This is a genomic window from Longimicrobiales bacterium, from assembly GCA_035764935.1.
GTDB lineage: Bacteria > Gemmatimonadota > Gemmatimonadetes > Longimicrobiales > RSA9 > DASTYK01.
On the sequence record DASTYK010000008.1, the window covers coordinates 1 to 20,680 of the forward strand.

Consider the following 20,680-nt stretch of genomic DNA (forward strand, 5'->3'; position numbering starts at 1 on the left):
GAGCAGCGCGCGTTCCCGTTCATCCTCCGGTACCAGCGCTGGCGCATCGCTCATGCGGCGTGACCCCACGTCATCCGTTCATCCTCTGCCGACGCCCTGGCGAGCGCCCCCATGCCGCACCTTCGAGCAGCCGGAGCTGCGCCTCGACGTTGGTTCGCAGCCGACCCACCGTTTCACCATCGGACGCCGGTACCACCTCGTCGTCCAGTCGCTGGCTCAGCAACGACGCCGCGTTCTGCAGTGCGCGACGCGCGCCGGTATGCTCACCGGTCCGGTTCAGTGCGAGTGCAAGCGTGAGATGGGCGACGACCAGCGAACGATCGAGGTACAGCGCGCGCCGCGCCGCTGCCGCCGCATCTCCCGGCTGTCCTGCCTCGACCAGCAGCAGCGCATGCAGGTACAGCAGCTCGGCAGAGTCGCGGTGCCGCTCCAGCGCGGCTGCACTCGCTTTTCCTGCCGCCGCCAGGTCACCCATGTTCGCGAGTGAGCGAACGCGCAGCACGCGCACGTCCGCGGTGTCGTGTGCCGCGAGCCGCGCGGCGGCCAGTGCGGCCGCACGGCCGTAGTCCCGCGCTGCGTACGCCGCCAGCAGGTCGGCCGGCACGTCCGAACCCGTGACAGCGGCCGCGCGCGCGTGGGCATCCTGGTCCAGCGCACTCACGCCAGTTTCCGCGGCTGCCTCGGTCGGAGCCGCGCCTTTTGCAGGCGCAGACACTTCGTCCGGCGCATGTGCACGGTCCGCGTCGCTCGTCGACGACGCCTCGAGCCATGCATCCATGGCGTCGACGGACCCGGCGTCATCGGCCGTGATGGCTTCGTACCCGGCGGGCGCATCCCATCCACCGACCGCCGCTCGTCCCGTCTTTCGTCCGCTACGGCGGCGGTACACCAGCCCTGCGGGCGTGAGCTCGACCTCGCAGTCCACCAGCTCGCTGATCGCCGGGTCGGACGCGCCCAGCATGAGCCAGCCATCGTCCGACAGCGAATCGATCAGCCGCTGCGCCACGCGCGCGATCGTGGCATTGTCGAAGTAGATCAGGACATTACGGCAGAGGATGAGGTCGAATCCCCAGATGCCCGCAGTCAGCGAAGGGTAGCGATCCTCGGCAAGGTTGAGGTAGCGGAAATCGACCGACTCGCGGTATTTGGGACGCAGCACATAGCGCTTCCCTGATCGCGTGAAGTACCGCTCGACCGTTTCCGCGTCCACTCCGCGCAGCGCCCACTGGGTGTAGCTCGCCGCACGCGCGGCGGCCAGCCGCACCCGCGAGATGTCCGTGCCCAGAACCGTCGCACGTCGCAGCCCGAGCTGGGCGGCCACGATCGCGAGCGAGTATGCCTCCTCGCCCGCCGCACACCCCGCGCTCCAGAGCCGGATCGGCGCATCCCCGCGCAGCGCCGCAATACCCGGCAGGATCTCCTCGCGCAGCAGCCGGAACTGGCCCGGGTCGCGGAAAAAGTAGGACTCGCCGATCGTGAGGCTGGCAATCAGCTCATCCCTTGCGGCGGTCTCACCGGCAAGCAGCTCGCGCAGCCGCGCGTCCGACGTCGTGTCGTCGAGCGCCTCGCCCAGCGCACGCTCGAGATCCGCCTGCCGCGAGGGGGGAAAGGTGAGCCCCGTCTGCTCCGCGATCAGCGTGGCAAGCTGCGCGTACTCCGGCCGCGACCATCCCATCAGCGAGCCCCCGGCCGGATCTCAGGCCCACACAACCCACGCTGCAGCGGGCTGCTCATGCCTCACCGAGCGCCGCAAGCGCAGCATCGAGCGACTCCGCTTCCGCCTGCCGCAGCAGCGCCTCGGGGTCCTGCAGCAGCACCAGCCCCTCGGCCGTGCGCGCCACGCCCGCCACCTCCAGCGCACCGTGCGTCAGCCGCGAGGAGTCCACGACATCAACGGAATCCAGCTCTTCCAGCCAGTGCACGCTGTCCGCCCGTAACGCGACCATCCGCTCGCCCGTCCACACCAGCACCAGCGACTGCGAGGCTCGCAGCGCGCGCGGCGGCAGGCCGAAGCGTCTGCCCAGGTCGATGACAGGAGTCACCGCGCCGCGCACGTCGATCACGCCGTCGATGATCGCGGGTGAGCCCGGCAGCGGCGTCACGGCTACCGCACGCTGCACCTCGCGCACGTGCGTCAGCGGCACGGCGCAGCGCAGGTCGCCAACGTCGAAACGCAGAACCTCGTTACGTTCGTCCGGATTCATCGGGCCCGTCAGAGAGTCGCTACCCGGCCCCGTCGGCCGTGCCGCTACGGCTCATGCAAAGGCGGGGCCGGACCAGTTCCGCCGCTAACGGCGGAACTGGTAGGCGAGCTTCAGGAAGAGGCCGTCGTCGAGCCGCTCGACGCCACGGAAGCGGAACGCCTCAGCGTCGTGCAGCGTGGCGCCGTAGCCGAGATAGGCGATGATGCCCGGCCGCGGCTCGTAGGCGGCGAGCAGGTCGACGCGCATGCCGTTGAGGTCCTGGGCCGGGACTGGCTCCAGGGCACCCGCGAGGCGCAGCGGCTCGCCGGTGCGGGCGTCCAGCAGCGCGGCGCGGCGCTCGGCGCGGTACTCGCCCACGCCGCGCAGGAAGAAGGCGCGCGTCGGCTGGAACTCGACGAGGACGCGCGGGATGATCGTGCGGGCGAACTCGGAGTCGTCACGGTCGCGCCAGAGCTGCTCCCAGGCACCGGTCAGCAGCACGCGCAGCGAGTTGGTCGGACGGAGCGTGAGGTCGAGCTGTGCGGCGCGGCCGTACCCTTCGGAGCCCTCGGGGAAGATCGCGACGCGGCCGGCCTCGAGCTGCAGCCCCGCCTCGAAACGCTGCCAGGTCGGTGTCTCCATGCCGGCCTCGAACTGGAAGCCGCTCACGTCGGACAGCGGCTGGTACGGCTCGACGATGTCGTCGCGCAGCAGGCGCAGATTCGAGTAATCGGCGGGATCGAGATGCACGAAGGCACGGGAAACGGACCCGCTCAGCTGCCATCCGCCACGCAGGCGCACGTCGAGGTTGACGTCTTCGTCGCCTTCGATCGCACCGTCGTTCAGGAAGCCGTCGTACGTCCAGATCCGGTTCGGCCCGAAGAACACCTGCGCCGTCTCGACGCCGCCTCCCGGCTCGCCGTACCAGGTGAGGCGGTTGAACGCGCGTGCGCTGACGATACCGGTGCGGTTGACGAAGCCCGCATCGGAACGGAACTCGTCGTCGTAGCCGGTCAGGTTGTAGTTGAAGCCCCAGCTCCGACCGGTGCGGTCCAGCTCGGCGTGCCAGATGGTGCCGAAGTCGCTGCTGCCGTCGAAGCCGCGGCTCCACGCGCCGCCCGCCTGTGCCTCGAAGTAGTACATGCCGCCGAACACGTAGCGGACGTCGGCCGCAGCAACGCGGTTGTAGACGTCGCCATCGAGCTCCGTGCGATCGGTGAAGACCAGCCCGGCGAGGGAGTTGGCGCCGAAGTCGGTGCGCAGGCGCGTGATGTTGAAGAGCGCGTCGGGTGCTTCGCCGAAGCCCTCATCGACCGCCGTGAGGTGTGCAATGCCGAGCGGCCCGACCTTGCCGCTCACCTTGCCCCCTGCAATGGGGTCGGCGATGCGACGGGTGTAGACGAGCTGGTTCGGCGTGGCGAACAGCTCGATGCCTTCCAGGAAGAAAGGCCGCTTTTCCGGGAAGAACAGCGCGAAGCGCTCGTTCACGGTGACCTGCGTCGCGTCGGACTCGACCTGGCTGAAGTCCGGGTTGACCGTGGCATCGAGCGAGAGGTTGCTGAAGCCGAGTCGCAGGTTCACGCCGAACTCGGGATCCGGATCCTCGCGCTCGAACGCGCCGGTCAGCGGATCGCGCGTGCCGTCGGCGGAGGCGGTCATGAACGGTTGCACCTCGACCACGACGCCGCGTTCGAGGTCGTGCAGCCCCGCGATGGTGCCCGCCTGCAGCAGGAAGCTCGCGCTCGCGCGTCGCACGTCCGTCCACGTGTCCTTGTAGCCGGTGCGCTGCACGGTCCGCTCGACCTGCAGCCCCCAGCTCTGCACTTCGGTGCCGGGAAAGCGCAGGCTCTTGAAGGGGATGCGGAACTCGACGACGTAGCCCTCGTCCGTCAGGCGGCCGGCCGTGTCGAAGATGTAATCGGGGCTGTCGTCGGTGCTGCCGCCGAAGGCGCGACCCGCCGACGCCGCGCCTTCCGTGCGCACGCCGTCCATCTGCACGCCGAGCGCGTTCGCGCCGAAGAAGAACGCACGCCGGCGGTCATTGAACGTGTCGAGATAGATGACGACGTGGTCCTCGCTGCCGACGTTGTCGCGATCCGCGCGCGTCGCGCGGATGGCATCCGGCCTGGAGTCCCAGGCGCGCACGCCGAAATGGATCGCATCCGGCGCGTACCACACCAGCACCTCGGTGCGCTCCTCGGCCGGGCGCCCGTCCACGGGCTCGTACTGCCGGAAGCCGCTCAGCACCGCCGCCTGCGACCAGGCGGGCTCGTCCAGCACGCCGTCGACCACGATCTCTTCCGCAATGCGCGGAATTTCTACTGTCGGCGCAGGCTGCGGCGCCTGCGCCTGCATCAGCGCGAAAATCAGAAACACGATGTCTTCTCGATGATTGCCGCCGCGTCATGCGCCGGCGCAGCGGAAGGTGACGGGCGCTGCAGGTGCGGTCAAGCGTGGGACGAGCCGGTGCTGCGTCTGCGAAACCGGGCGTGCACCCGCGGCGCCGCCTGTCGATGATCGACGCCGCAGCAGCGCACGCGCGGGCACACGCCCGGCACGATCCACATCGCGAGGTTGACCGGATCGCGCTCAGGGAGCGCTGGCCGGCATCGCCTCCATCTCCGCGTAGACCGGATTCGACAGGTAGCGCTCGCCGAAGTCCGGGATCACCGCGACCACCAGTTTGCCGGCCATCTCCGGGCGACGCGCCACCTCCAGCGCCGCCCAGGTGATCGAGCCGGACGAGATGCCGGCGAGGATCCCCTCATCGCGGGCGAGCCGGCGCGTCGTCGCGAACGCGTCCTCGTTGGTCACCGCGATGACCTCGTCGTAGATGCTCGTGTCCAGCACGCCCGGCACGAAGCCGGTCCCGATTCCCTGCTGCTTGTGCGGCGAGGGCTCGCCGCCCGAGAGCACGGGGCTTTCCGCGGGCTCGACCGCGACCACGTGGATGTCCGGCTTTTTCTCGCGCAGGAAGCGCGCACTGCCGGTGAGAGTGCCGCCCGTGCCGACGCCGGCGACGAACACGTCGACGCGCCCCTGCGTGTCCTCCCAGATCTCCGGCCCCGTCGTGCGGTAGTGGATCTCCGGGTTGGCCGGGTTGTCGAACTGCCGCGGGATCCATGCGCCGCCGTTCATGCCGTTCGCGATCTCCTCCGCCTTCTCGATCGCCGCCTTGATCCCCTTCGCACCTTCGGTCAGCACCAGCTCCGTGCCCAGCGCCCGCAGCATTGCGCGCCGCTCCAGCGTCATCGTGTCCGGCATCACGAAGATGCAGCGGAAGCCGTGCACGGCGGCCGTGAAGGCAAGGCCGATCCCGGTGTTGCCGCTCGTCGGCTCGACGATCGTCATGCCCGGCTTGAGCACGCCGCGCTTCATCGCGTCCTCGATCATGGCCACGCCGATGCGGTCCTTCACCGATGCATAGGGATTGAAGCCCTCGTGCTTGATCACGACCTCGGCGGCGAGCCCCTCGGTCAGGCGACGGAGGCGGATCAGCGGCGTGTCGCCGAATGTCTGCGTGATGTCGTCGTAGATACGGCCGCGTGCCATGGGCGGTTCTCTCTCGTTCCTGAAGGATCTTCACGTGGTCGGACGCATTCGCCGCAAGCGGCGGACCGCGTCAGCTCGCCGCCAGCGCATCCGCGATCATGCGCTCCAGCAGCCCCCGCGTGGTGCACTGCGTATTCTGCGTCCGACCGGTCGGATCATAGGAGTGTGCGACGATGTCCGTCGAGACGCGCGTGCCGTCGCCCGCCGGCTCGAGGCGCACCGTGACGTCCATCTCGATGCGCCGGGTGTCCGCGTACCGGCCGGCCGGGCCGGAGCCGCACTCGAACATGCGCGACAGCCGCTCACCATTCAGTCGGCGCTGCACCGTGTAGTCGCGCACGGCGGCGGTCCAGGTCCTCCTGTCGAGCATGGGTGCTGGCAGGCCCAGCGCGTCGAACGCCTCGGGAAACCTGTTGAACAGCACCTCGCGGGCCCCCGGGACGTCGTACGCCTTCTCGTACGCCTCGGTCGTGACCCGGATGTCCGTGGCGCCACCCGCATCGCGGCCCACGGTCACGGCCTCCGTGTGCGGTCCCGCGTTGGTCCGGCTCGGTCCGCTTGCACATCCGGCCAGCGTCAGCACTGCAACGACGCAAACAGTCCTGGTCAATGCCCTGCTCCTGCTGGAGAATCGATGTACCCGTTCCCTGGAAAACGTGTCAGCGCCGGAGCGCGTAGACACGCACGCTCTCGACGCCGAGGTCGTCGCGATGGATTCCATAGACCGCGTCGCGGCCGACGTGCGTCACCCGCAGGCTCGAGGGCACCTGCACGCTGCACAGCCACGCGCCGACCGGATCGAACACGCTCCATGCCCGTGGCTCCCCCGGGAGCGCGTACTCCTCGACCCACAGGTGACCGCTGTCGTCGACCAGCATGCTGGTCGTGTGGGCCGGCAGATGCTCCGCGCGCGGCATGTCGCGGTAGCGCGCTTCCACCTGCGGCCGCTCCTCCTCGCTCGCCGCCAGGATCGCCGCCCTGGCCTCGACCTGCACCACGTCCTCCGTCACAGGGCGTCGCTCGATCGAGCGGTGGAACGTCCGCACGTGCTCGCCGTCCAGCGTGTACTCGTCCACGCGAAACTCGTCGCCGTGGCCGACGAAGACGCGGCCGGCGCGGTAGGCGACGGCGCTGCGCACGCCGAACAGCGGCAGCCGCTGTTCCCCGTCGTCGGTCACGAACTGTGCGCCCTGCAGCACGAGCAGGGTGTCGATGACGGGCGGGTCGAAGCCGACCAGGAGCAACGGCCGGTGCGAGCGCCCCGCGCCCGTCGCGTCGTCCCCGAGGATGCGGTTCGGCCGCGCCAGGAACATGCTCTCGCGCACCGGCGCCAGCAGGGCCAGCGTGCCGGACCGCGCATCCCTGCCGGGCAGCACGGTGGACGCCGCACGCGCGAACCCGTCCGTGGCCGACAGCCAGGTGACGCGCTCCAGCCAGGGATCGTACACGACCACGGAATCGTAGTGGGCCGCGCGGGCCCAGGCGATCGCCCGGTACTCCCCCGGCCCTTCGCCATGCCGGCCGAACGTCCGCAGGTGCTCGCCCTCTGCGGAGAACACACGCACCTCGGCCGGCGTGGCCCGGTTGGCCACGACGATGCGTCCATCGGCCAGCGCGAACGCATTCGCGATGGTGGTGAACATCAGCTCGGGCGGTCCGTCCGCCACTCCGATCTCCATCACCGGCTCGGCCGACAGGCTCCACGCCGCGGCCGGCAGCACGTCCGGCGTCGGGACCGCCGAGTCCGCCGCGCATGCACCCGCCAGACCCGCGAGGATGCAGGTGCAGAACCGCGCACGCATCAGCGTCAGGGGCATGACATTCCTTCGGAGCGCAGTTCAGGAATGCGGGCGGCGGCAACCGCCCGCGACTGTGGCAGGACTACACACCTATAACGCGCGAACGGCCGCGGAGCAAACGCCGCGGATCGCCCCCGCCATGGTGGCTCGGTCAACTTCCGGGACCGCCGCTTCCCGGTTACGTTCCCAGAATGACCGACAAGCCCCGCGAAAAGACCGATTTCATTCGCGCGATGATCATCGCCGATCGCCGAGCCGGCAGGCACGGCGGCCGTGTCGCGACGCGCTTTCCGCCCGAGCCGAACGGGTTCCTGCACATCGGCCACGCCAAGTCGATCCACCTGAACTTCAGCCTCGCGCAGGAGTTCGGCGGGACCTGCAACCTGCGCTTCGACGACACCAATCCCGAGACCGAGGACGAGCTGTACGTCCGCGCGATCCAGGAGGACGTGCGCTGGCTCGGCTACGACTGGGACGACCGGCTCTACTTCGCGTCGGACTACTTCGAGAAGATGTACGCCTTCGCCGAGCACCTCATCCGCCGCGGCGACGCGTACGTGGACAGCGCCAGCGAGGCGGAGATCCGCGAGGCGCGCGGCACGGTCACCGAGCCCGGCCGCCCGACGAAATACCGCGATCGTCCGGTCGAGGAGAACCTCGACCTGTTCCGGCGCATGCGCGCGGGCGAGTTCCCCGACGGCGCCCACGTGCTGCGCGCCAGGATCGACCTGGCCGCGCCCAACATGATCATGCGCGACCCGGTGCTCTACCGCATCCGGCACGCGCACCATTACCGGCGCGGCGACGAGTGGTGCATCTACCCGCTCTACGACTACGCCCACTGCATCGAGGACGCGATCGAGTGCATCACGCACTCGCTCTGCACCCTCGAGTTCGAGAACAACCGCGAGATCTACGACTGGATCGTCGAGCGGCTGCCGCGCGGTGACGGCGAATTCGAGGTCCCGCCCGAGTCGAACCCGAAGCAGACCGAGTTCGCGCGCCTGGCCGTCGACTACATGATCACCAGCAAGCGCAAGTTGCTGCAGCTCGTGACCGGCGGGTTCGTGAGCGGCTGGGACGATCCACGCATGCCGACGATCGCCGGCATGCGACGCCGTGGCTTCACCCCCGAAGCGATCCGCAGCTTCTGCGACCTCGTCGGCGTCGCCAAGGCCAACAGCCGCGTCGACATCGCCAAGCTGGAGTACGCCATCCGCGACGACCTGAACGCGCGCGCGCCGCGCGTGATGTGCGTGGTCGATCCGCTGCGCGTCGTGATCACCAACTGGGAGGAGGGGCGCGTCGACACGATCGAGGCGCCGTACTACCCGCACGACGTGCCCCTCGAGGGCAGCCGCACCGTGCCGTTTACGCGCGAGCTGTTCATCGAGCATGACGACTTTGCCGAGGATCCGCCAAAGGGGTTCTTCCGCCTCGCGCCCGGCCGCGAGGTGCGGCTGCGCTACGGCTACGTGATCCGCTGCGACGACGTCGTGAAGAACGACGCCGGCGACGTCGTCGAGCTGCGCTGCAGCTACGACCCGGACACGCGCGGTGGCGATACGCCGGACGGGCGGACCGTGAAGGGCACGATCCACTGGGTCAGCGCCCGCGAGGGTGTCCCCGTCGAGGTGCGACTCTACGACCGCCTCTTCACCGTCCCGGATCCCGAGGCCGACGAGGAACGGACGTTCATCGATTTCCTCAATCCCGACTCGCTCGTCGTGCGGCAGGGCGTCATCGAGCCGTCCGTCCGCGACGACGACTTCACGCACTACCAGTTCGAGCGCCTCGGCTACTTCGTTCGCGATGCGGACGGCACTGCGGAGAAGCCGGTGTTCAACCGCACGGTCACACTGCGGGATACGTGGGCGAAGCAGGCGCTCGCCGCGCCTGCGTCGGACGGGCGGCCGCAGCGCGAGCGTCCGAGAGAGCCGCAGCCCGAAGGCACCGAGCGTGCTGCACTGGAGGCGCTCGACCCCGAGCGCCGCGCTGCCGTCGGCGAGCTGGCGCGTGCGTGGCACATCGATGAGGTGACCGCCGAGATCGTCACGCGCTCGCCCGCGAGCGAGCGGCTGTTCACGGCCACGGTGCAGGAGGGAGCGAACCCGCGCCTGGTCGCGAACTGGATGGTCAACGAGCTGCCGCGTGAGGCCGGTGATACGCCGCTCGATCAGCTCGCCTTCGACGCGCCGCAGTTCGCGGCGTTCCTCAAGCTGGTCGAGAACGGCGAGATCAACAGCTCCGCCGCGCGCGACGTCCTCGGCGTGCTCGTCCGCGACGGCGGCGATGCGGCCGCGATCATCGATGCGCGCGGCCTGCGTCAGATCAGTGATACGGCGGAGCTCGAGCGCATCATCGATGACGTCATCGCCCGGAACCCCGACAAGGCGGAAGCGTGGCGCGGCGGCCGGACCGGCCTGCTCGGCTTCTTCGTCGGCCAGGTCATGCGCCGCTCCGGCGGCCGGGCGAACCCGCAGCTCGTGCAGTCCCTCCTCGAGCAGCAGCTCCACGGCGCATCGAAATAGGGCCGGCTGACGGCGGGCAGCGCTGCTGCCCGCAGGAGCTCCGGTGGCCCCGTGGTGCGCTAGGACCCGTCTCTCCACTCCAGCAGCTGCTGCAGCTGCGACGGCAGTGCCGCTGTGTCGAGCGGCACCGCAATCGCGCCCGCCACGCCTTCGCCCTCGGGTGGAGGCGTGTCGGTGTCCACCAGGAAGATGACCGGGATGTCACGTGTGGAGGGATTCGCACGCAGCTCACGCAGGATGCGCAGCCCGTCGATGTCGGGCATGTCCATTCCCACGAGGATGGCATCCGGCTGCCGGCGCTCGGCCAGGTAGACGCCCTGCCGGCCGACGTCGGCGTCCAGCACCTCGAGCCCGGAGCCGGTCAGCGCGTCGCGCGCCTGTGCGCGCACCGCGTCGTCGCGCTCAATGATCAGAACCCGCTTGCTCATCCCCCACCTTTCGTTTTCGGCCCGGGGGCTCCGCGGCGGCGAGCACACGCAGGTTGTGCGTCACGCGCTGTGAGAGCAGCATGCCCATTCCAGCAACGATTGCGAGCCCCACGACGTCGAACAGCGTCATCTGCAGCCCGTAGACGCTGAAGCGCACTGGAATCGAGAGCAGTGCAGCGATGTTGAGCGCGATGAGCAGGATCCGGACCTCGGTGGGTCCGAGCGCGCCGTACGCGGCCTCGAAACGTTCGAACACGTGTGTTTCGAGGTATACGTTGATCGACAGCACGAGGTACGCGATCACGATCGCCATACCCACGGCGAGGAGCATGTAAGGTGAGAGGCCGAGCCCGACGCCGATCATGATCGTGGAGTACGCGTCGGTAAGGTGGTCGAGATAGAAGCCGTAGCGCGGCCGTTCGATGCTGCGGTAGCGGGCGAGCGTTCCGTCCAGGCTGTCGCCGAACCAGTTCACGACCAGTCCCGCGATCGCGAGCAGCAGCCAGTCCTCGTTCCGGTTCGAAAGCATGTAGCCGGCGCCGACCATCGTAGCGCCGAGAATGCCGATCAGCGTCAGGTGGTCCGGCATCATGCGCGCGGGCAGCCGCGCGGCGAACCAGACGAGTGCCTGCTTCTCGAGCCGCGCGAGAACGAACGTCGCCTGCCGCTGGTGCTCGCCGCTCATGCCGCGCCGCGGATCCGGTGTGTCATGCGACGTCCTTTCAACGCGTCCGTTGCGCTGCTCAGCGTGTCGCACGCGCCTCGACCGAGGCGAGCACGCGGGACAGGAACGCGTCGATCTGCCCGTTGTCGATCCAGCGGGCGACCACGACCAGGTCGTTCACCGGATCGCAGTAGATCAGGTTCGTGCCGTTGCCGAGGTGCGCGAACGCCTGCTCGGGTGCACTCGCGTACAGCTCGCGTCCGGTGTTCAGGAAGAAGTTCATGAACCCGTACGTCGGCTGCGCGGGCGTGGGCGTGCGCGCCATCCTCAGCCACTCCTGCGACAGCAGCTGCCGATCGCCCCACCGACCATCGCGCAGCGTGAGCAGCCCGAAGCGCGCCTGGTCGTATGCGCTGATGAACATGCCGCCACCCCAGTGACCGCCGCCGCTCACCGACTGCACCCGCGTGCCGTCCAGCACGACCCAGGAGTTCTCGTAGCCGTACCAGCGCCAGGTCGGCGACGCACCGATCGGGTCCATCACGTGCTCGCGCAGCACTTCCGGCAGCGGCCGGCGCCACACGTTCAGCGCGGCGAGCGCGAGCACGTTGACGCGCGTGTCGTTGTACTCGTACGCGCTTCCCGGGGCGACCCGCTCGCGTGTCAGCCACGTCGCGGTCTCGCGCGCCGGCCGGTCCGCCCACTCCGGCTTTTCCCAGAGCGTGCCCTCCCAGTCGCTCGTCTGACGCAGCAGGTGGTCCCACGTGATGCGGCGGTTGTGGGGCGTGTCGAACAGGTCGAACGTGCCCGTCGAGCCAAACCGGTTGCGCGCGCTTTCCGCGGCATGCGCAACGCCATCGGCCGACAGCACCGGCGCCATGTAGGAGGCCACCGTGTCGTTCACGTCGCGGATCAGGCCCCGGTCGAACGCGAGCCCGACCACCGTCGACAGGAAGCTCTTGGTCACGCTGAACGTCATGTCCACGCGCGCCGGCTCGCCCCACTCCGCCACGATGTAGCCGTTGCGGATGATCAGCCCGCTCTGCGGGCCCCGCTCCTTGAACGGGCCGACCGCATCGCCGAAGGGCTCGCGACCGAAGGACATGTAATGGGCGAGCTCCAGGTCGCGCGGCGCCGCCGACTCGTGCTCCTGCGCGAAGCGAACCGCCTCCGCCAGCCGGGCCGCGTCCATGCCGACCTGCGCCGGGTCCCGGCGCTCCCACGCGTCGGCAGGCGGGACGTACTGCGCGGCCGCCACCTCGGCGGTCGCCAGGATGAGCGGGAGCACGGTCAGGTGCAGGGCGCGGCGCACGGTGCCTCCTCCGGGATGCTGGGAAACCTCGATAATAGGCGGCTCCGCCAGCAACCGAAACAGCCCCGGGCACCGGCCGGTCGGCCCCGCGCCACGCATGCGCGCGGCCGCGGGCAGCCACTCGCGCGGGCCGGCCCCACACTGGTGGCTCGCCTGAACGTACCACGATCCCCGGATGCACTGGTTTTGGTTACATTGGGAGACTCCCCGCCAGGACCATGCGAAGAGGCAGCTTGGAGCGAGGCACCACGGACGGACCGCTGACCGAGTCGGCGCTCGAGCAGGCGCTCGCGGCGGCGCCCGCCGTCGTGTACATGGGCAGCCTGGCCGACGGGCGGTTCCACCCGACCTGGGTGAGCGCCAACATCCAGACGATTCTCGGCTTCACCCGGGAGCAGGCACTTGCTGCGGGCTGGTGGAAAACGCACGTGCATCCGGATGACGTCCAGCTGGACTGGGTGCGGGAAGCGCGTCGCAGGCCGGAGGGCCGCTGGGACGGGCACTACCGCTTCATCCGCGCGGACGGTTGCGAGATCTGGATCCACGAGCAGGTGAAGTGGGAGCCGGGCCCCGACATCCACACCACGCGCGTGGTCGGCTCGTGGATGGACGTGACGAGCTCGCGGCACCGCGAAGAAGCGCTGGCCGACAGCGAGGAGCGCTTCCGCCAGCTCGTGACGCACATCCCCCAGGTCTTCTGGATCAACGCATACAAGGGCGAGCTGCTCTACGTCAGCCCGTCCTACGAGGAGGTCTGGGGCCGTTCGCAGGCGGAGCTGTACGAGCGGCGCTCATCCTGGCGGGAGTCTCTGCACCCGGAAGACCGCGACCGCGTCGCGCACTTCCTTGCGACGCACGGCGCCTCGGAGTACGAGATCACCTACCGCATCCAGCGGCCCGACGGCGAAGTCCGCTGGATCCGCGACCGCGGCTTTCCCGTTCCCGACTCCACCGGCCGGGTCTACCGCATGGCGGGTATCGCGGAGGACATCACCGAACGCGTTCTTGCGACGCAGCGCGTCGAAGCCGCCGAGCAGCACTACCGCCGGCTGATCACCACCTCGCCGTATGCCGTCTACACGATGGACGTGAACGGCGTCTTCACCGAGCTGAACCCCGCCGCGGAGGTGCTGCTCGGCAGTCCGGCCTCCGTTCTCCTCGGCCGCTCGTTCCTCGAGATCATCGCGCCGGACAGTCGCGACCGGGCGGCGGATGCGTTCCAGCGCATGCTGACAGGCGAGACGGACGACGTCGCGATCCAGCTCGTGGTTCTCACGCCTGACGGCGATCGCCGGGTGCTGTCGGTGGCGGCCACGACGATGCGGGACCGGGGCGTCGTCGAGGGGATGCACGGCATCGCGCGCGACATCACGCACGAGGTCGAGCGCGACCAGCGCATCCGGATGCTCGCGGAAGCGCTGGACCGCCTGCCGGACGCGGTGTGCATCGAGCGCGACGACGGCAGCATCCTGTACTCCAACGACGCCTTCCAGGAGCTCACGGCCACGCGCACCCGGAGCGAGGTGACGGGGCTGCAGGCGCTCCTGGCCGAGAATACGTCCGCCCGCGAGCGGCGCGCGGTTCGCGACGAGCTGGTCAACGACGGGGCGTGGCGCGGCCGCACGTCCATTCCGCGTGGCGACACCACGGTACCGCTCGAGATCGTCGCGCGCCGGATCGAGCTGGGCCTGCACCAGGTCACGATCCTGCTCGCGCGTGACGTGACGGAGCAGGTCGAGCGGGAGCTGCAGCTGCGCCGGACGGAGCGACTGGCGAGCCTCGGCACCCTGGTCGGCGGCGTCGCGCACGAGCTGAACAATCCGCTGACCGCGATCGCGGGATTCGTCGAGCTGATGCTGGCGGAGGAGCGCTCCGCGGATGATCGCGACGCGCTGGAGACGCTCCGTCGCGAGACGGCGCGCGTCGCCAAGATCGTTTCGGACCTGCGGCTGCTCGCGCGTGAGAGCCAGGACGTCCAGAACCGCCGGCTGCAGCCGATCGACGTCAACGACATCATCCAGCACGTCCTGCGCGTGCGCCGCTACGCGCTGGACACGAGCAACATCGAGGTCAGGGCCAATCTCGAGAAGAACCTGCCGCTCGCGCGCGGCGTGCCCAGCGAGATCGAGCAGGTCGTGCTCAACCTGGTCGTGAACGCATCCCACGCACTGGACATGAGCGATCGCCAGGAAAAGGTGCTCACGATCAACAGCGCGGCAACGCGCGCGGGCGTGGCATTCGAGGTGATCGACAACGGCAGCGGCATCCCGGAAAGCGTGGTGGAGCACATCTTCGACCCGTTCTTCACGACCAAGTCGCCGGGTGAGGGCACAGGGCTCGGGCTCAGCCTCGTGCACAGCATCGTCAGCGAGCACGGCGGACGCATCTCCGTCAACAGCATCGAGGGACGCGGCTCCGCGTTCAGTGTGCTGCTGCCGTTCGCGCGGGAAGTCGATGCGACGTCCACGCCGCCGCAGCCACCGGCGCAGCCGCCCTGCACACAGCCGCTCCGCGTGCTGATCGTCGATGATGAGGCCGCGATCCGCCTTGCCCTCGTCCGCCACCTGGAGCGGCGCGGCCACACGGTCGAGACCGCGGAGGACGGTGCGGCTGCACTGGAGCAGATCGCAGCGAGCGGTTTCGACGTGATCCTGTCGGATATCCGGATGCCGGGCATGAGCGGCGACCGGCTGCTCCGCGAGCTGCGCGAGCGCGGCTCCGAGGAGGCGATCCGGCGCCTGGTCTTCATGACGGGGGACCCTGCGAGCGAGGCCGTGCAGCAGGGCGTCGAGCACGCGATCCCGGTGCTCTCGAAGCCCTTCACGCTGCGCGAGATCACCGAGAAGATCGAGGAGCACGCCGCGTCCTCACGCAACTGAAGACGCGGCGCCCTTCCCCCGGGACGTCAGTAGGCGCGGGCCTCGCCGTCGTGGCGCGGGTCCGCGACCGCCACCCAGCGGCCGTCCTCCCGCTTCACGAAATACAGTCGGGCGTAGCCGGGCGCAGGCGGGACCGGGTTGTAGCCCATTTCGCGCGCGTCCTGCAGCACACGTGCGGCAAAGCCGTGCTCGAGCTGCACGCGCGTGCTTTGCGACGACGGGTAGATGCGCGGCATTCGCACCGCGTCCAGCGGGCTCATGTCGTAGTCCAGCAGGTAGACCATCGTCTGCACGATCTCGGTCGGGATGCGGCCGCCGCCCGGCGCGCCGATCACGAGATCGACGTCGTCTCCCTCCATCACGATGGTCGGCGCGATCGTGGTCGTGCGCGTCCGCCAGCGTGCGGGGATCTCCTCCAGCGCCTTCTCGTCGCGGAAGATGTAGCCGCTGTCGTTCAGGAAGAAGCCGTGCACCCATGCACCGCTGCCGAACACCGTGCTGTTGGTCTGCGTGAGTGCTACGGCATTGCCCTCGCCGTCCACCACGGAGAGGTGCGTCGTTTCCCCGGCCGCCTCCGCGTCATCGTCCGCGACGAGTGGCTGACGCGCGACGACCGCGGCATCGGCAGCATCGACCCGGCGGTCAGCGCCCTGCCGACCCGGCGCGTCCGCAGCGCCGGCAACCGCACGGTACGGCTCGAAGCGCTCGCACCCGTTCTCGAGAACGCTGGCGTCGTACTCCTCGGCGGATACCGGCGCAATCGTGTCCGGCGCATTGCCCGCACCGACCAGCGCGGCACGCTGCTGCGCGAATGCAGGCGTGATGCGGCCGCCCGCGTGCAGTGTGCGCCAGCGCGGGTCGTCGTTGGCGCCGCGGTTGTCGGCCATGCCGACGCGCAGTGCGGAGGTGAGGATGTCGAACGCGCGCGCGCTGCGCGTGGGCAGCCCCGCGGACGCGATGTCGTGTGCCTCGAGCAGTTGCAGCGTGTGCAGCACCTGCGCGCCCGTCTGGGGCGGCGGCGCGGACAGCACCTGCCGGCCGCGGTAGTCGATGCACAGCGGCCGCTTCCAGAGCGGCTCGTACTCGGCGAAATCCGCCGCGGTGACGGGATGCCTGCCAGCATTCATGACGCGCACGATGTCCGCGGTCAGCGCGCCGCGGTAGAACGCGTCGGCGCCGTCGCGCGCGATGTGGCGGAGCGCACGCGCGAGCTCCGGGTTGCGCAGCACCGCACCCACGCCGAGCGGTCGCCCCTCCGGGTACATGCGCCGGTATCCCTCGGGAAACCGCGCGAGCTTGGCTGAGTCCGAGCGGATGAAGCCGGCCAGGATCTGGCCGACCGGGAAGCCGTCTTCCGCCAGGCGGATGGCCGGCCCGATCACCTGCTCGCGCGACAGCCGACCGAAGCGCTCGTGCGCGGCGAGCAGCCCGGCGACGTTGCCCGGCACACCGACGATCCGCAGGTCCGCGCCGCCGTCGTAGCCGGTGCGTCCACGGAAGCGCTCGACCGGCTGCATCGCGTAGAAGTCCAGGTACTCCGCACGCTGCACATCGTCCCGCCAGATCAGCATCGAACCGCTGCCGCCGATGCCCGACATCTGCGGCTCGACCACGCCGATCGCGAACGCCGTCGCGACCGCCGCGTCCACGGCATTGCCGCCCGCGCGCAGGACCTCGATGCCGGCCTCACTGGCGAGCGGACTCGCGGACGAGACGGCGCCGTTCACGCCGGCCGCGACACGGCCGGCCTCCGGCGGAGGAACGTCCAGGCTTGCACGCTGCGTGGCAGGAACCGCGCACGCGGTTAGAACGAACAGCCATGCAGTCTTGCGTACTACTGAAATCACCGGCTTCTCCTCATTCGAAAATCGGAAAACACGGCGAGGACGAGCGCTAGCGCTAGCGTAGAGGGGGTCGAGCGCGTGCCCTCACCGCTAGCCCTGGCGCTCGTCCTCGCCCTGATCTGTTACCGCGGCACAGGTACCGGCCCGAGCACCTCCGTCACCTCCAGCACCCGCACCTGCCCGAGGTTCTGCTCCCGGATCTGCTGCTCCACCACCTCGCGATCCCCGACCACGATGATCTCGACGTTGGCGGGATCCACGTACTGCTGCGCAACGCGCTCCACGTCGGCGGCGCTCACGTCCAGGATCCGCTCGATCGTCTCGTCCAGCGTCGACAGCGGCAGCTCGTACAGCAGCGCGTTGCCGGCCTCGGCGGCAATGCCCGACACCGACTGGAACTGCGCGGGATAGCGCATCGCGAGGTAGTTCTTCGCGCGCTCGACCTCCTCCGCCGGGATCGGCTCGCGGATCCCCTCGAGCTCATTGAAGAACTCGCGCAGCGCGGCTCCCGTCACCGCGGTCTGCACCGCGGCCGCGGCCGTGAACGCGCCCGGCGCCGGCAGGAAATCGAACGACGACGATGCGCCGTAGCTGTAGCCGTGCGTCTCACGCAGGTTCTGGTTCAGCCGCGACGTGAACTGTCCGCCGAGGATCGTGTTCATCACCTGCAGCGCGTAGTAGTCCGGACTGGAGCGCGCGGCGCCGATGCGGCCGATGATGATGACCGACTGCGCGGCGCCTGGCTTGTCGACCAGGTGCACCGTGCGCCCCTGCACCTGCGTCGCGTCAGCGACGCGCGCCATCTCGAAGGTCACGCGCTGCCACGCGCCGAACGCGTTCTCGATCAGTGTGCGGGCGCGCGCGGCATCGATGTCACCGACCACGACGACGGTCGCGTTGTTCGGCCGCCACCACTGCTGCCAGAAATTGCGCACGTCGTCCACGTCCACCGCGCGCAGTGCGGCCTCGGTCACGTCGCGTCCGTACGGGTGTTCCGCACCGAACAGCTCGCGTTTCGCGAGTGCATCGGCAATTGCGTACGGCTCATCGTGCGCGCGGATCAGTGCGGTCAGCCGCTCCGCCCGCAGCCGCTCCAGCTCCTCGGCCGGAAACGTCGGCCGCAGCGCCACGTCCGCGGCGACGGCCAGTGCCTGCTCCAGCCGTGCGACCGGCACACGCAGCGTGAGCTGCGCGTGGTGCAGCCCCGCGCCGACACCGAAGCGCGCGCCCAGCATCTCGAACGCGTCCGCGATCTCCAGCGCGCTCTTCCCTGCCGCACCCTCGTCGAGCATGTCCGCCGCCAGCGTGGCGAGGCCGGGCAGCGTCCGGGGATCGAGCACGCTGCCCGCGCGCACCAGCACGTTCACCTGCACCAGCGGAATGTCGTGCTTCTCCAGAACGACCACGTCGAGGCCGTTGGGCAGCGTCATGCTGACCGGCTCCGGCAGCGACAGCGTCGGCGGCTCACCGGGCAGCGGCCGGGTGGAGCGGTCCACCGCGACCATCTCGCTCGCCTGCACGGGGTACGGCCGCGACGGCTCGGTCGTCGGCGGCGGCCCCTCGAGACCGGGCTGCGCTGCAGTCGCACAGCCGGCGGCGAGCAGCAGCGCGGCCAGGATGGAGCGCCGGGCGCGCGGCGCGCGCTCGTGCTGCGACGTCGCATGCATCGTCATGCCGCCCCCTTTCTGGCCGTCGGCGACTGCTCGAGGTTCTCGTTGGGAACCGGCGTGCTCTGCGGCACGGCCAGCTCATGCTGACCCGCCGGCACCACGCTGAGCACGATCGCCCGCTCCGGCCGCAGCCATTCCCGCGCTGCCGCGCTCACCGCCGCCGGCGTCAGTGCCCGGTAACGCGCGAGGTCCTCGTCGAAGTACTCGGGATCGCCAGTGTAGAACAGGTACTCGTTCAGCATGTCCGCCTTGGTCGCCACCCGCTCCAGCCGCTCCAGGAACGCGACCTCGTTCTGGTTGATGATCCGCTCCAGCTCGCGCGCGTCCGGGTTCGCGTTCTGCACGCGCGCCAGCTCCTCCATGATCACGTCGTAGATCTCGCCCAGCGTGTGCCCCGCGCGCGCCGTCGCCATGATGCGGAACTCGCCGTTCAGGCGCATGCCGCGCTGAAACGCGCTCACGTCGTCGGCGATCTGCAGCTCGTAGACGAGCCGCTGGTACAGCCGCGAGTTCTTGCCGCCCGTCAGCAGCTGTGCGAGCGCGTCCATCGCGGCATCGTCCTCCGCATACGCGCGGGGCGAGACCCACGTCAGGTACAGCCGCGGAAGCTGCACGCGGTCGTCCAGCACCAGGCGCTGCTGCGCATCGACGGCCGGCGGCGTCGCTTCCAGCGGCGGCACCGGCTCGCCGCGCGGGATGGGACCGAACCACTTCGTGGCGAGCCGCTTCGCCTCGTCCAGGTCGATGTCGCCCACGATCGCGATCGACGCGTTGTTGGGCGCGTAGTACGTGCGGAAGAAGTCGACCACGTCCTGGTACGCAGCCGCAGACAGGTGATCCATGTAGCCGATCACCGGCCAGGAGTACGGGTGCGTCGACGGATAGAGCGCCTCGGTGATCACCTGGCTCGCCAGGCCGTACGGCCGGTTGTCGTAGCTCTGGCGACGCTCGTTCTTCACGACGTCGCGCTGGCCGTCCACGCTCGCCGGCGACATCGCGTCCAGCAGCCAGCCCATCCGGTCACTCTCGATGAACAGCGCCATGTCCAGCGCGTTGCTGGCGAAGCTCTGCATGTAGTTCGTCCGGTCCGGCGACGTCGAGCCGTTCGGCGCACCGCCCACCTCCGCGAACCACTCGTCGATCCTGCCTTCCGGCACGTTCTTCGACCCCTCGAACATGATGTGCTCGAAAAGGTGCGCGAAGCCCGTGCGCCCCGGCCGCTCGTGCGAGGAGCCGACGTGGTACCAGGTGTTGGTCGCGATCGTCGGCGTCGTCGTATCGCGATGGAGGATTACGGTCAGGCCGTTCGGCAGCTCGAACGTCTCGGCCTCGACACTGACCTGCGCACGCGCGGGCAGCGCCAGTGCCAGGACGGCGAGCGCGCTCGAGACGGCACGCGTCGTTCCGGACATGGGGACACTCCTGAAGGGCGACTCTCTGCGTCGGCGGGATTATAGGGCGGCCCGGCGGGTGCGCGATACCTCGGCTGTTTCCTGGTCAGGTCGTGCGCACCACCCGGTAGCGCGACCGGATCAGGCCGTACACGCCGTAGGCGACGAGGCCGAGCGCAACCGCGGCAAACGGCCAGGCGCCCAGCGATTCATGCAGCGAATCCAGCGAGCCACCGAAGCCCCTGGCTTCCTCCGGCTCGTACTCGAGCGCCGCCTTCGCGACGAACACGCCGACAAAGGCGAACACGACGCCGCGCGCGGCGACGCCGAAGCGCGAGACACGCCGCAGCAGCGTCCTGCGCTCGGCCGAAACCTCCGACAGGTCGAGCATGTCGTCGAGATCCGCCTGGTTACCGCGGTAGACCTG

15 protein-coding genes are annotated in these 20,680 nt (G+C 69.6%); 2 read left to right on the forward strand and 13 right to left on the reverse strand.

Going from position 1 to position 20,680, the window contains the following annotated elements:
* Window positions 1–70: 70 nt before the first annotated feature.
* The 6 genes from VFU06_00300 to VFU06_00325 form a co-directional block, all read right to left on the reverse strand.
* A complete protein-coding gene (locus tag VFU06_00300) occupies window positions 71–1,675 on the reverse strand; it encodes a protein-glutamate O-methyltransferase CheR (GenBank protein ID HEU5207820.1) in 1,605 nt (534 codons plus the stop codon).
* Between the two features lie 55 nt (window positions 1,676–1,730).
* Window positions 1,731–2,204 (reverse strand): chemotaxis protein CheW, encoded by a 474-nt coding sequence (locus VFU06_00305; GenBank protein HEU5207821.1) that lies wholly within the window; start codon window positions 2,202–2,204, stop codon window positions 1,731–1,733.
* An 84-nt stretch (window positions 2,205–2,288) separates the two neighbouring features.
* Window positions 2,289–4,559, reverse strand: a complete 2,271-nt coding sequence (locus VFU06_00310; protein ID HEU5207822.1) for a DUF5916 domain-containing protein — start codon at window positions 4,557–4,559, stop codon at window positions 2,289–2,291.
* Window positions 4,560–4,772: 213 nt separating this feature from the next.
* Window positions 4,773–5,735, reverse strand: a complete 963-nt coding sequence (gene cysK / locus VFU06_00315) for a cysteine synthase A (protein HEU5207823.1) — start codon at window positions 5,733–5,735, stop codon at window positions 4,773–4,775.
* Window positions 5,736–5,805: 70 nt separating this feature from the next.
* Window positions 5,806–6,345, reverse strand: coding sequence for a hypothetical protein (locus VFU06_00320; protein HEU5207824.1), 540 nt, complete (start codon window positions 6,343–6,345; stop codon window positions 5,806–5,808).
* Between the two features lie 49 nt (window positions 6,346–6,394).
* Window positions 6,395–7,552 carry a 6-bladed beta-propeller gene (locus VFU06_00325; protein HEU5207825.1) on the reverse strand — a complete coding sequence of 386 codons (1,158 nt, stop codon included), beginning with the start codon at window positions 7,550–7,552 and terminating at the stop codon, window positions 6,395–6,397.
* 173 nt (window positions 7,553–7,725) lie between these two features.
* Between VFU06_00325 and VFU06_00330 the strand changes: the two genes are divergently transcribed.
* Window positions 7,726–10,065 carry a glutamine--tRNA ligase/YqeY domain fusion protein gene (locus tag VFU06_00330; protein HEU5207826.1) on the forward strand — a complete coding sequence of 780 codons (2,340 nt, stop codon included), beginning with the start codon at window positions 7,726–7,728 and terminating at the stop codon, window positions 10,063–10,065.
* 59 nt (window positions 10,066–10,124) lie between these two features.
* Here VFU06_00330 and VFU06_00335 read toward each other — a convergent pair whose 3' ends face one another.
* Genes VFU06_00335 through VFU06_00345 form a run of 3 tightly spaced genes read right to left on the reverse strand, consistent with a single transcriptional unit; the run spans window position 10,125 to window position 12,469 of the window.
* Window positions 10,125–10,493: a response regulator gene (locus tag VFU06_00335; protein HEU5207827.1), complete on the reverse strand. Its 369-nt coding sequence runs from the start codon at window positions 10,491–10,493 to the stop codon at window positions 10,125–10,127.
* The gene (locus VFU06_00340; GenBank protein HEU5207828.1) at window positions 10,468–11,178 is read right to left on the reverse strand and encodes a CDP-alcohol phosphatidyltransferase family protein; all 711 of its coding nucleotides are present in this window, start codon (window positions 11,176–11,178) and stop codon (window positions 10,468–10,470) included. The genes VFU06_00335 and VFU06_00340 overlap by 26 nt, the downstream gene beginning before the upstream one ends.
* Before the next feature lie 58 nt (window positions 11,179–11,236).
* Window positions 11,237–12,469: a serine hydrolase gene (locus tag VFU06_00345; GenBank protein HEU5207829.1), complete on the reverse strand. Its 1,233-nt coding sequence runs from the start codon at window positions 12,467–12,469 to the stop codon at window positions 11,237–11,239.
* Between the two features lie 233 nt (window positions 12,470–12,702).
* Between VFU06_00345 and VFU06_00350 the strand changes: the two genes are divergently transcribed.
* On the forward strand, window positions 12,703–15,348 hold the full coding sequence (locus tag VFU06_00350) for a PAS domain S-box protein (protein ID HEU5207830.1): 2,646 nt from the start codon (window positions 12,703–12,705) through the stop codon (window positions 15,346–15,348).
* A gap of 26 nt (window positions 15,349–15,374) precedes the next feature.
* On the opposite strand, the gene VFU06_00355 is transcribed toward VFU06_00350, so the two are convergent.
* From VFU06_00355 to VFU06_00370, 4 genes are all read right to left on the reverse strand, one after another.
* Window positions 15,375–17,195: a gamma-glutamyltransferase family protein gene (locus tag VFU06_00355; GenBank protein ID HEU5207831.1), complete on the reverse strand. Its 1,821-nt coding sequence runs from the start codon at window positions 17,193–17,195 to the stop codon at window positions 15,375–15,377.
* A gap of 119 nt (window positions 17,196–17,314) precedes the next feature.
* A complete protein-coding gene (locus VFU06_00360; GenBank protein HEU5207832.1) occupies window positions 17,315–18,865 on the reverse strand; it encodes a pitrilysin family protein in 1,551 nt (516 codons plus the stop codon).
* Complete coding sequence (locus tag VFU06_00365; protein ID HEU5207833.1) at window positions 18,862–20,274, reverse strand: pitrilysin family protein; 1,413 nt, start codon at window positions 20,272–20,274, stop codon at window positions 18,862–18,864. The genes VFU06_00360 and VFU06_00365 overlap by 4 nt, the downstream gene beginning before the upstream one ends.
* An 85-nt stretch (window positions 20,275–20,359) precedes the next feature.
* Window positions 20,360–20,680 (reverse strand): DUF1206 domain-containing protein (locus tag VFU06_00370; protein HEU5207834.1); only part of this gene is annotated, 321 nt, incomplete at its 5' end.

Excerpts from the sequence above, each read along its gene's own strand:
- VFU06_00300 (HEU5207820.1), bottom strand. The coding sequence starts at position 1,675 with ATGGGATGGTCGCGGCCGGAGTACGCGCAGCTTGCCACGCTGATCGCG.
- VFU06_00305 (HEU5207821.1), bottom strand. The coding sequence starts at position 2,204 with ATGAATCCGGACGAACGTAACGAGGTTCTGCGTTTCGACGTTGGCGAC.
- cysK (HEU5207823.1), bottom strand. The coding sequence starts at position 5,735 with ATGGCACGCGGCCGTATCTACGACGACATCACGCAGACATTCGGCGAC.
- VFU06_00325 (HEU5207825.1), bottom strand. The coding sequence starts at position 7,552 with ATGCCCCTGACGCTGATGCGTGCGCGGTTCTGCACCTGCATCCTCGCG.
- VFU06_00330 (HEU5207826.1), top strand. The coding sequence starts at position 7,726 with ATGACCGACAAGCCCCGCGAAAAGACCGATTTCATTCGCGCGATGATC.
- VFU06_00335 (HEU5207827.1), bottom strand. The coding sequence starts at position 10,493 with ATGAGCAAGCGGGTTCTGATCATTGAGCGCGACGACGCGGTGCGCGCA.
- VFU06_00340 (HEU5207828.1), bottom strand. The coding sequence starts at position 11,178 with ATGAGCGGCGAGCACCAGCGGCAGGCGACGTTCGTTCTCGCGCGGCTC.
- VFU06_00360 (HEU5207832.1), bottom strand. The coding sequence starts at position 18,865 with ATGACGATGCATGCGACGTCGCAGCACGAGCGCGCGCCGCGCGCCCGG.
- VFU06_00365 (HEU5207833.1), bottom strand. The coding sequence starts at position 20,274 with ATGTCCGGAACGACGCGTGCCGTCTCGAGCGCGCTCGCCGTCCTGGCA.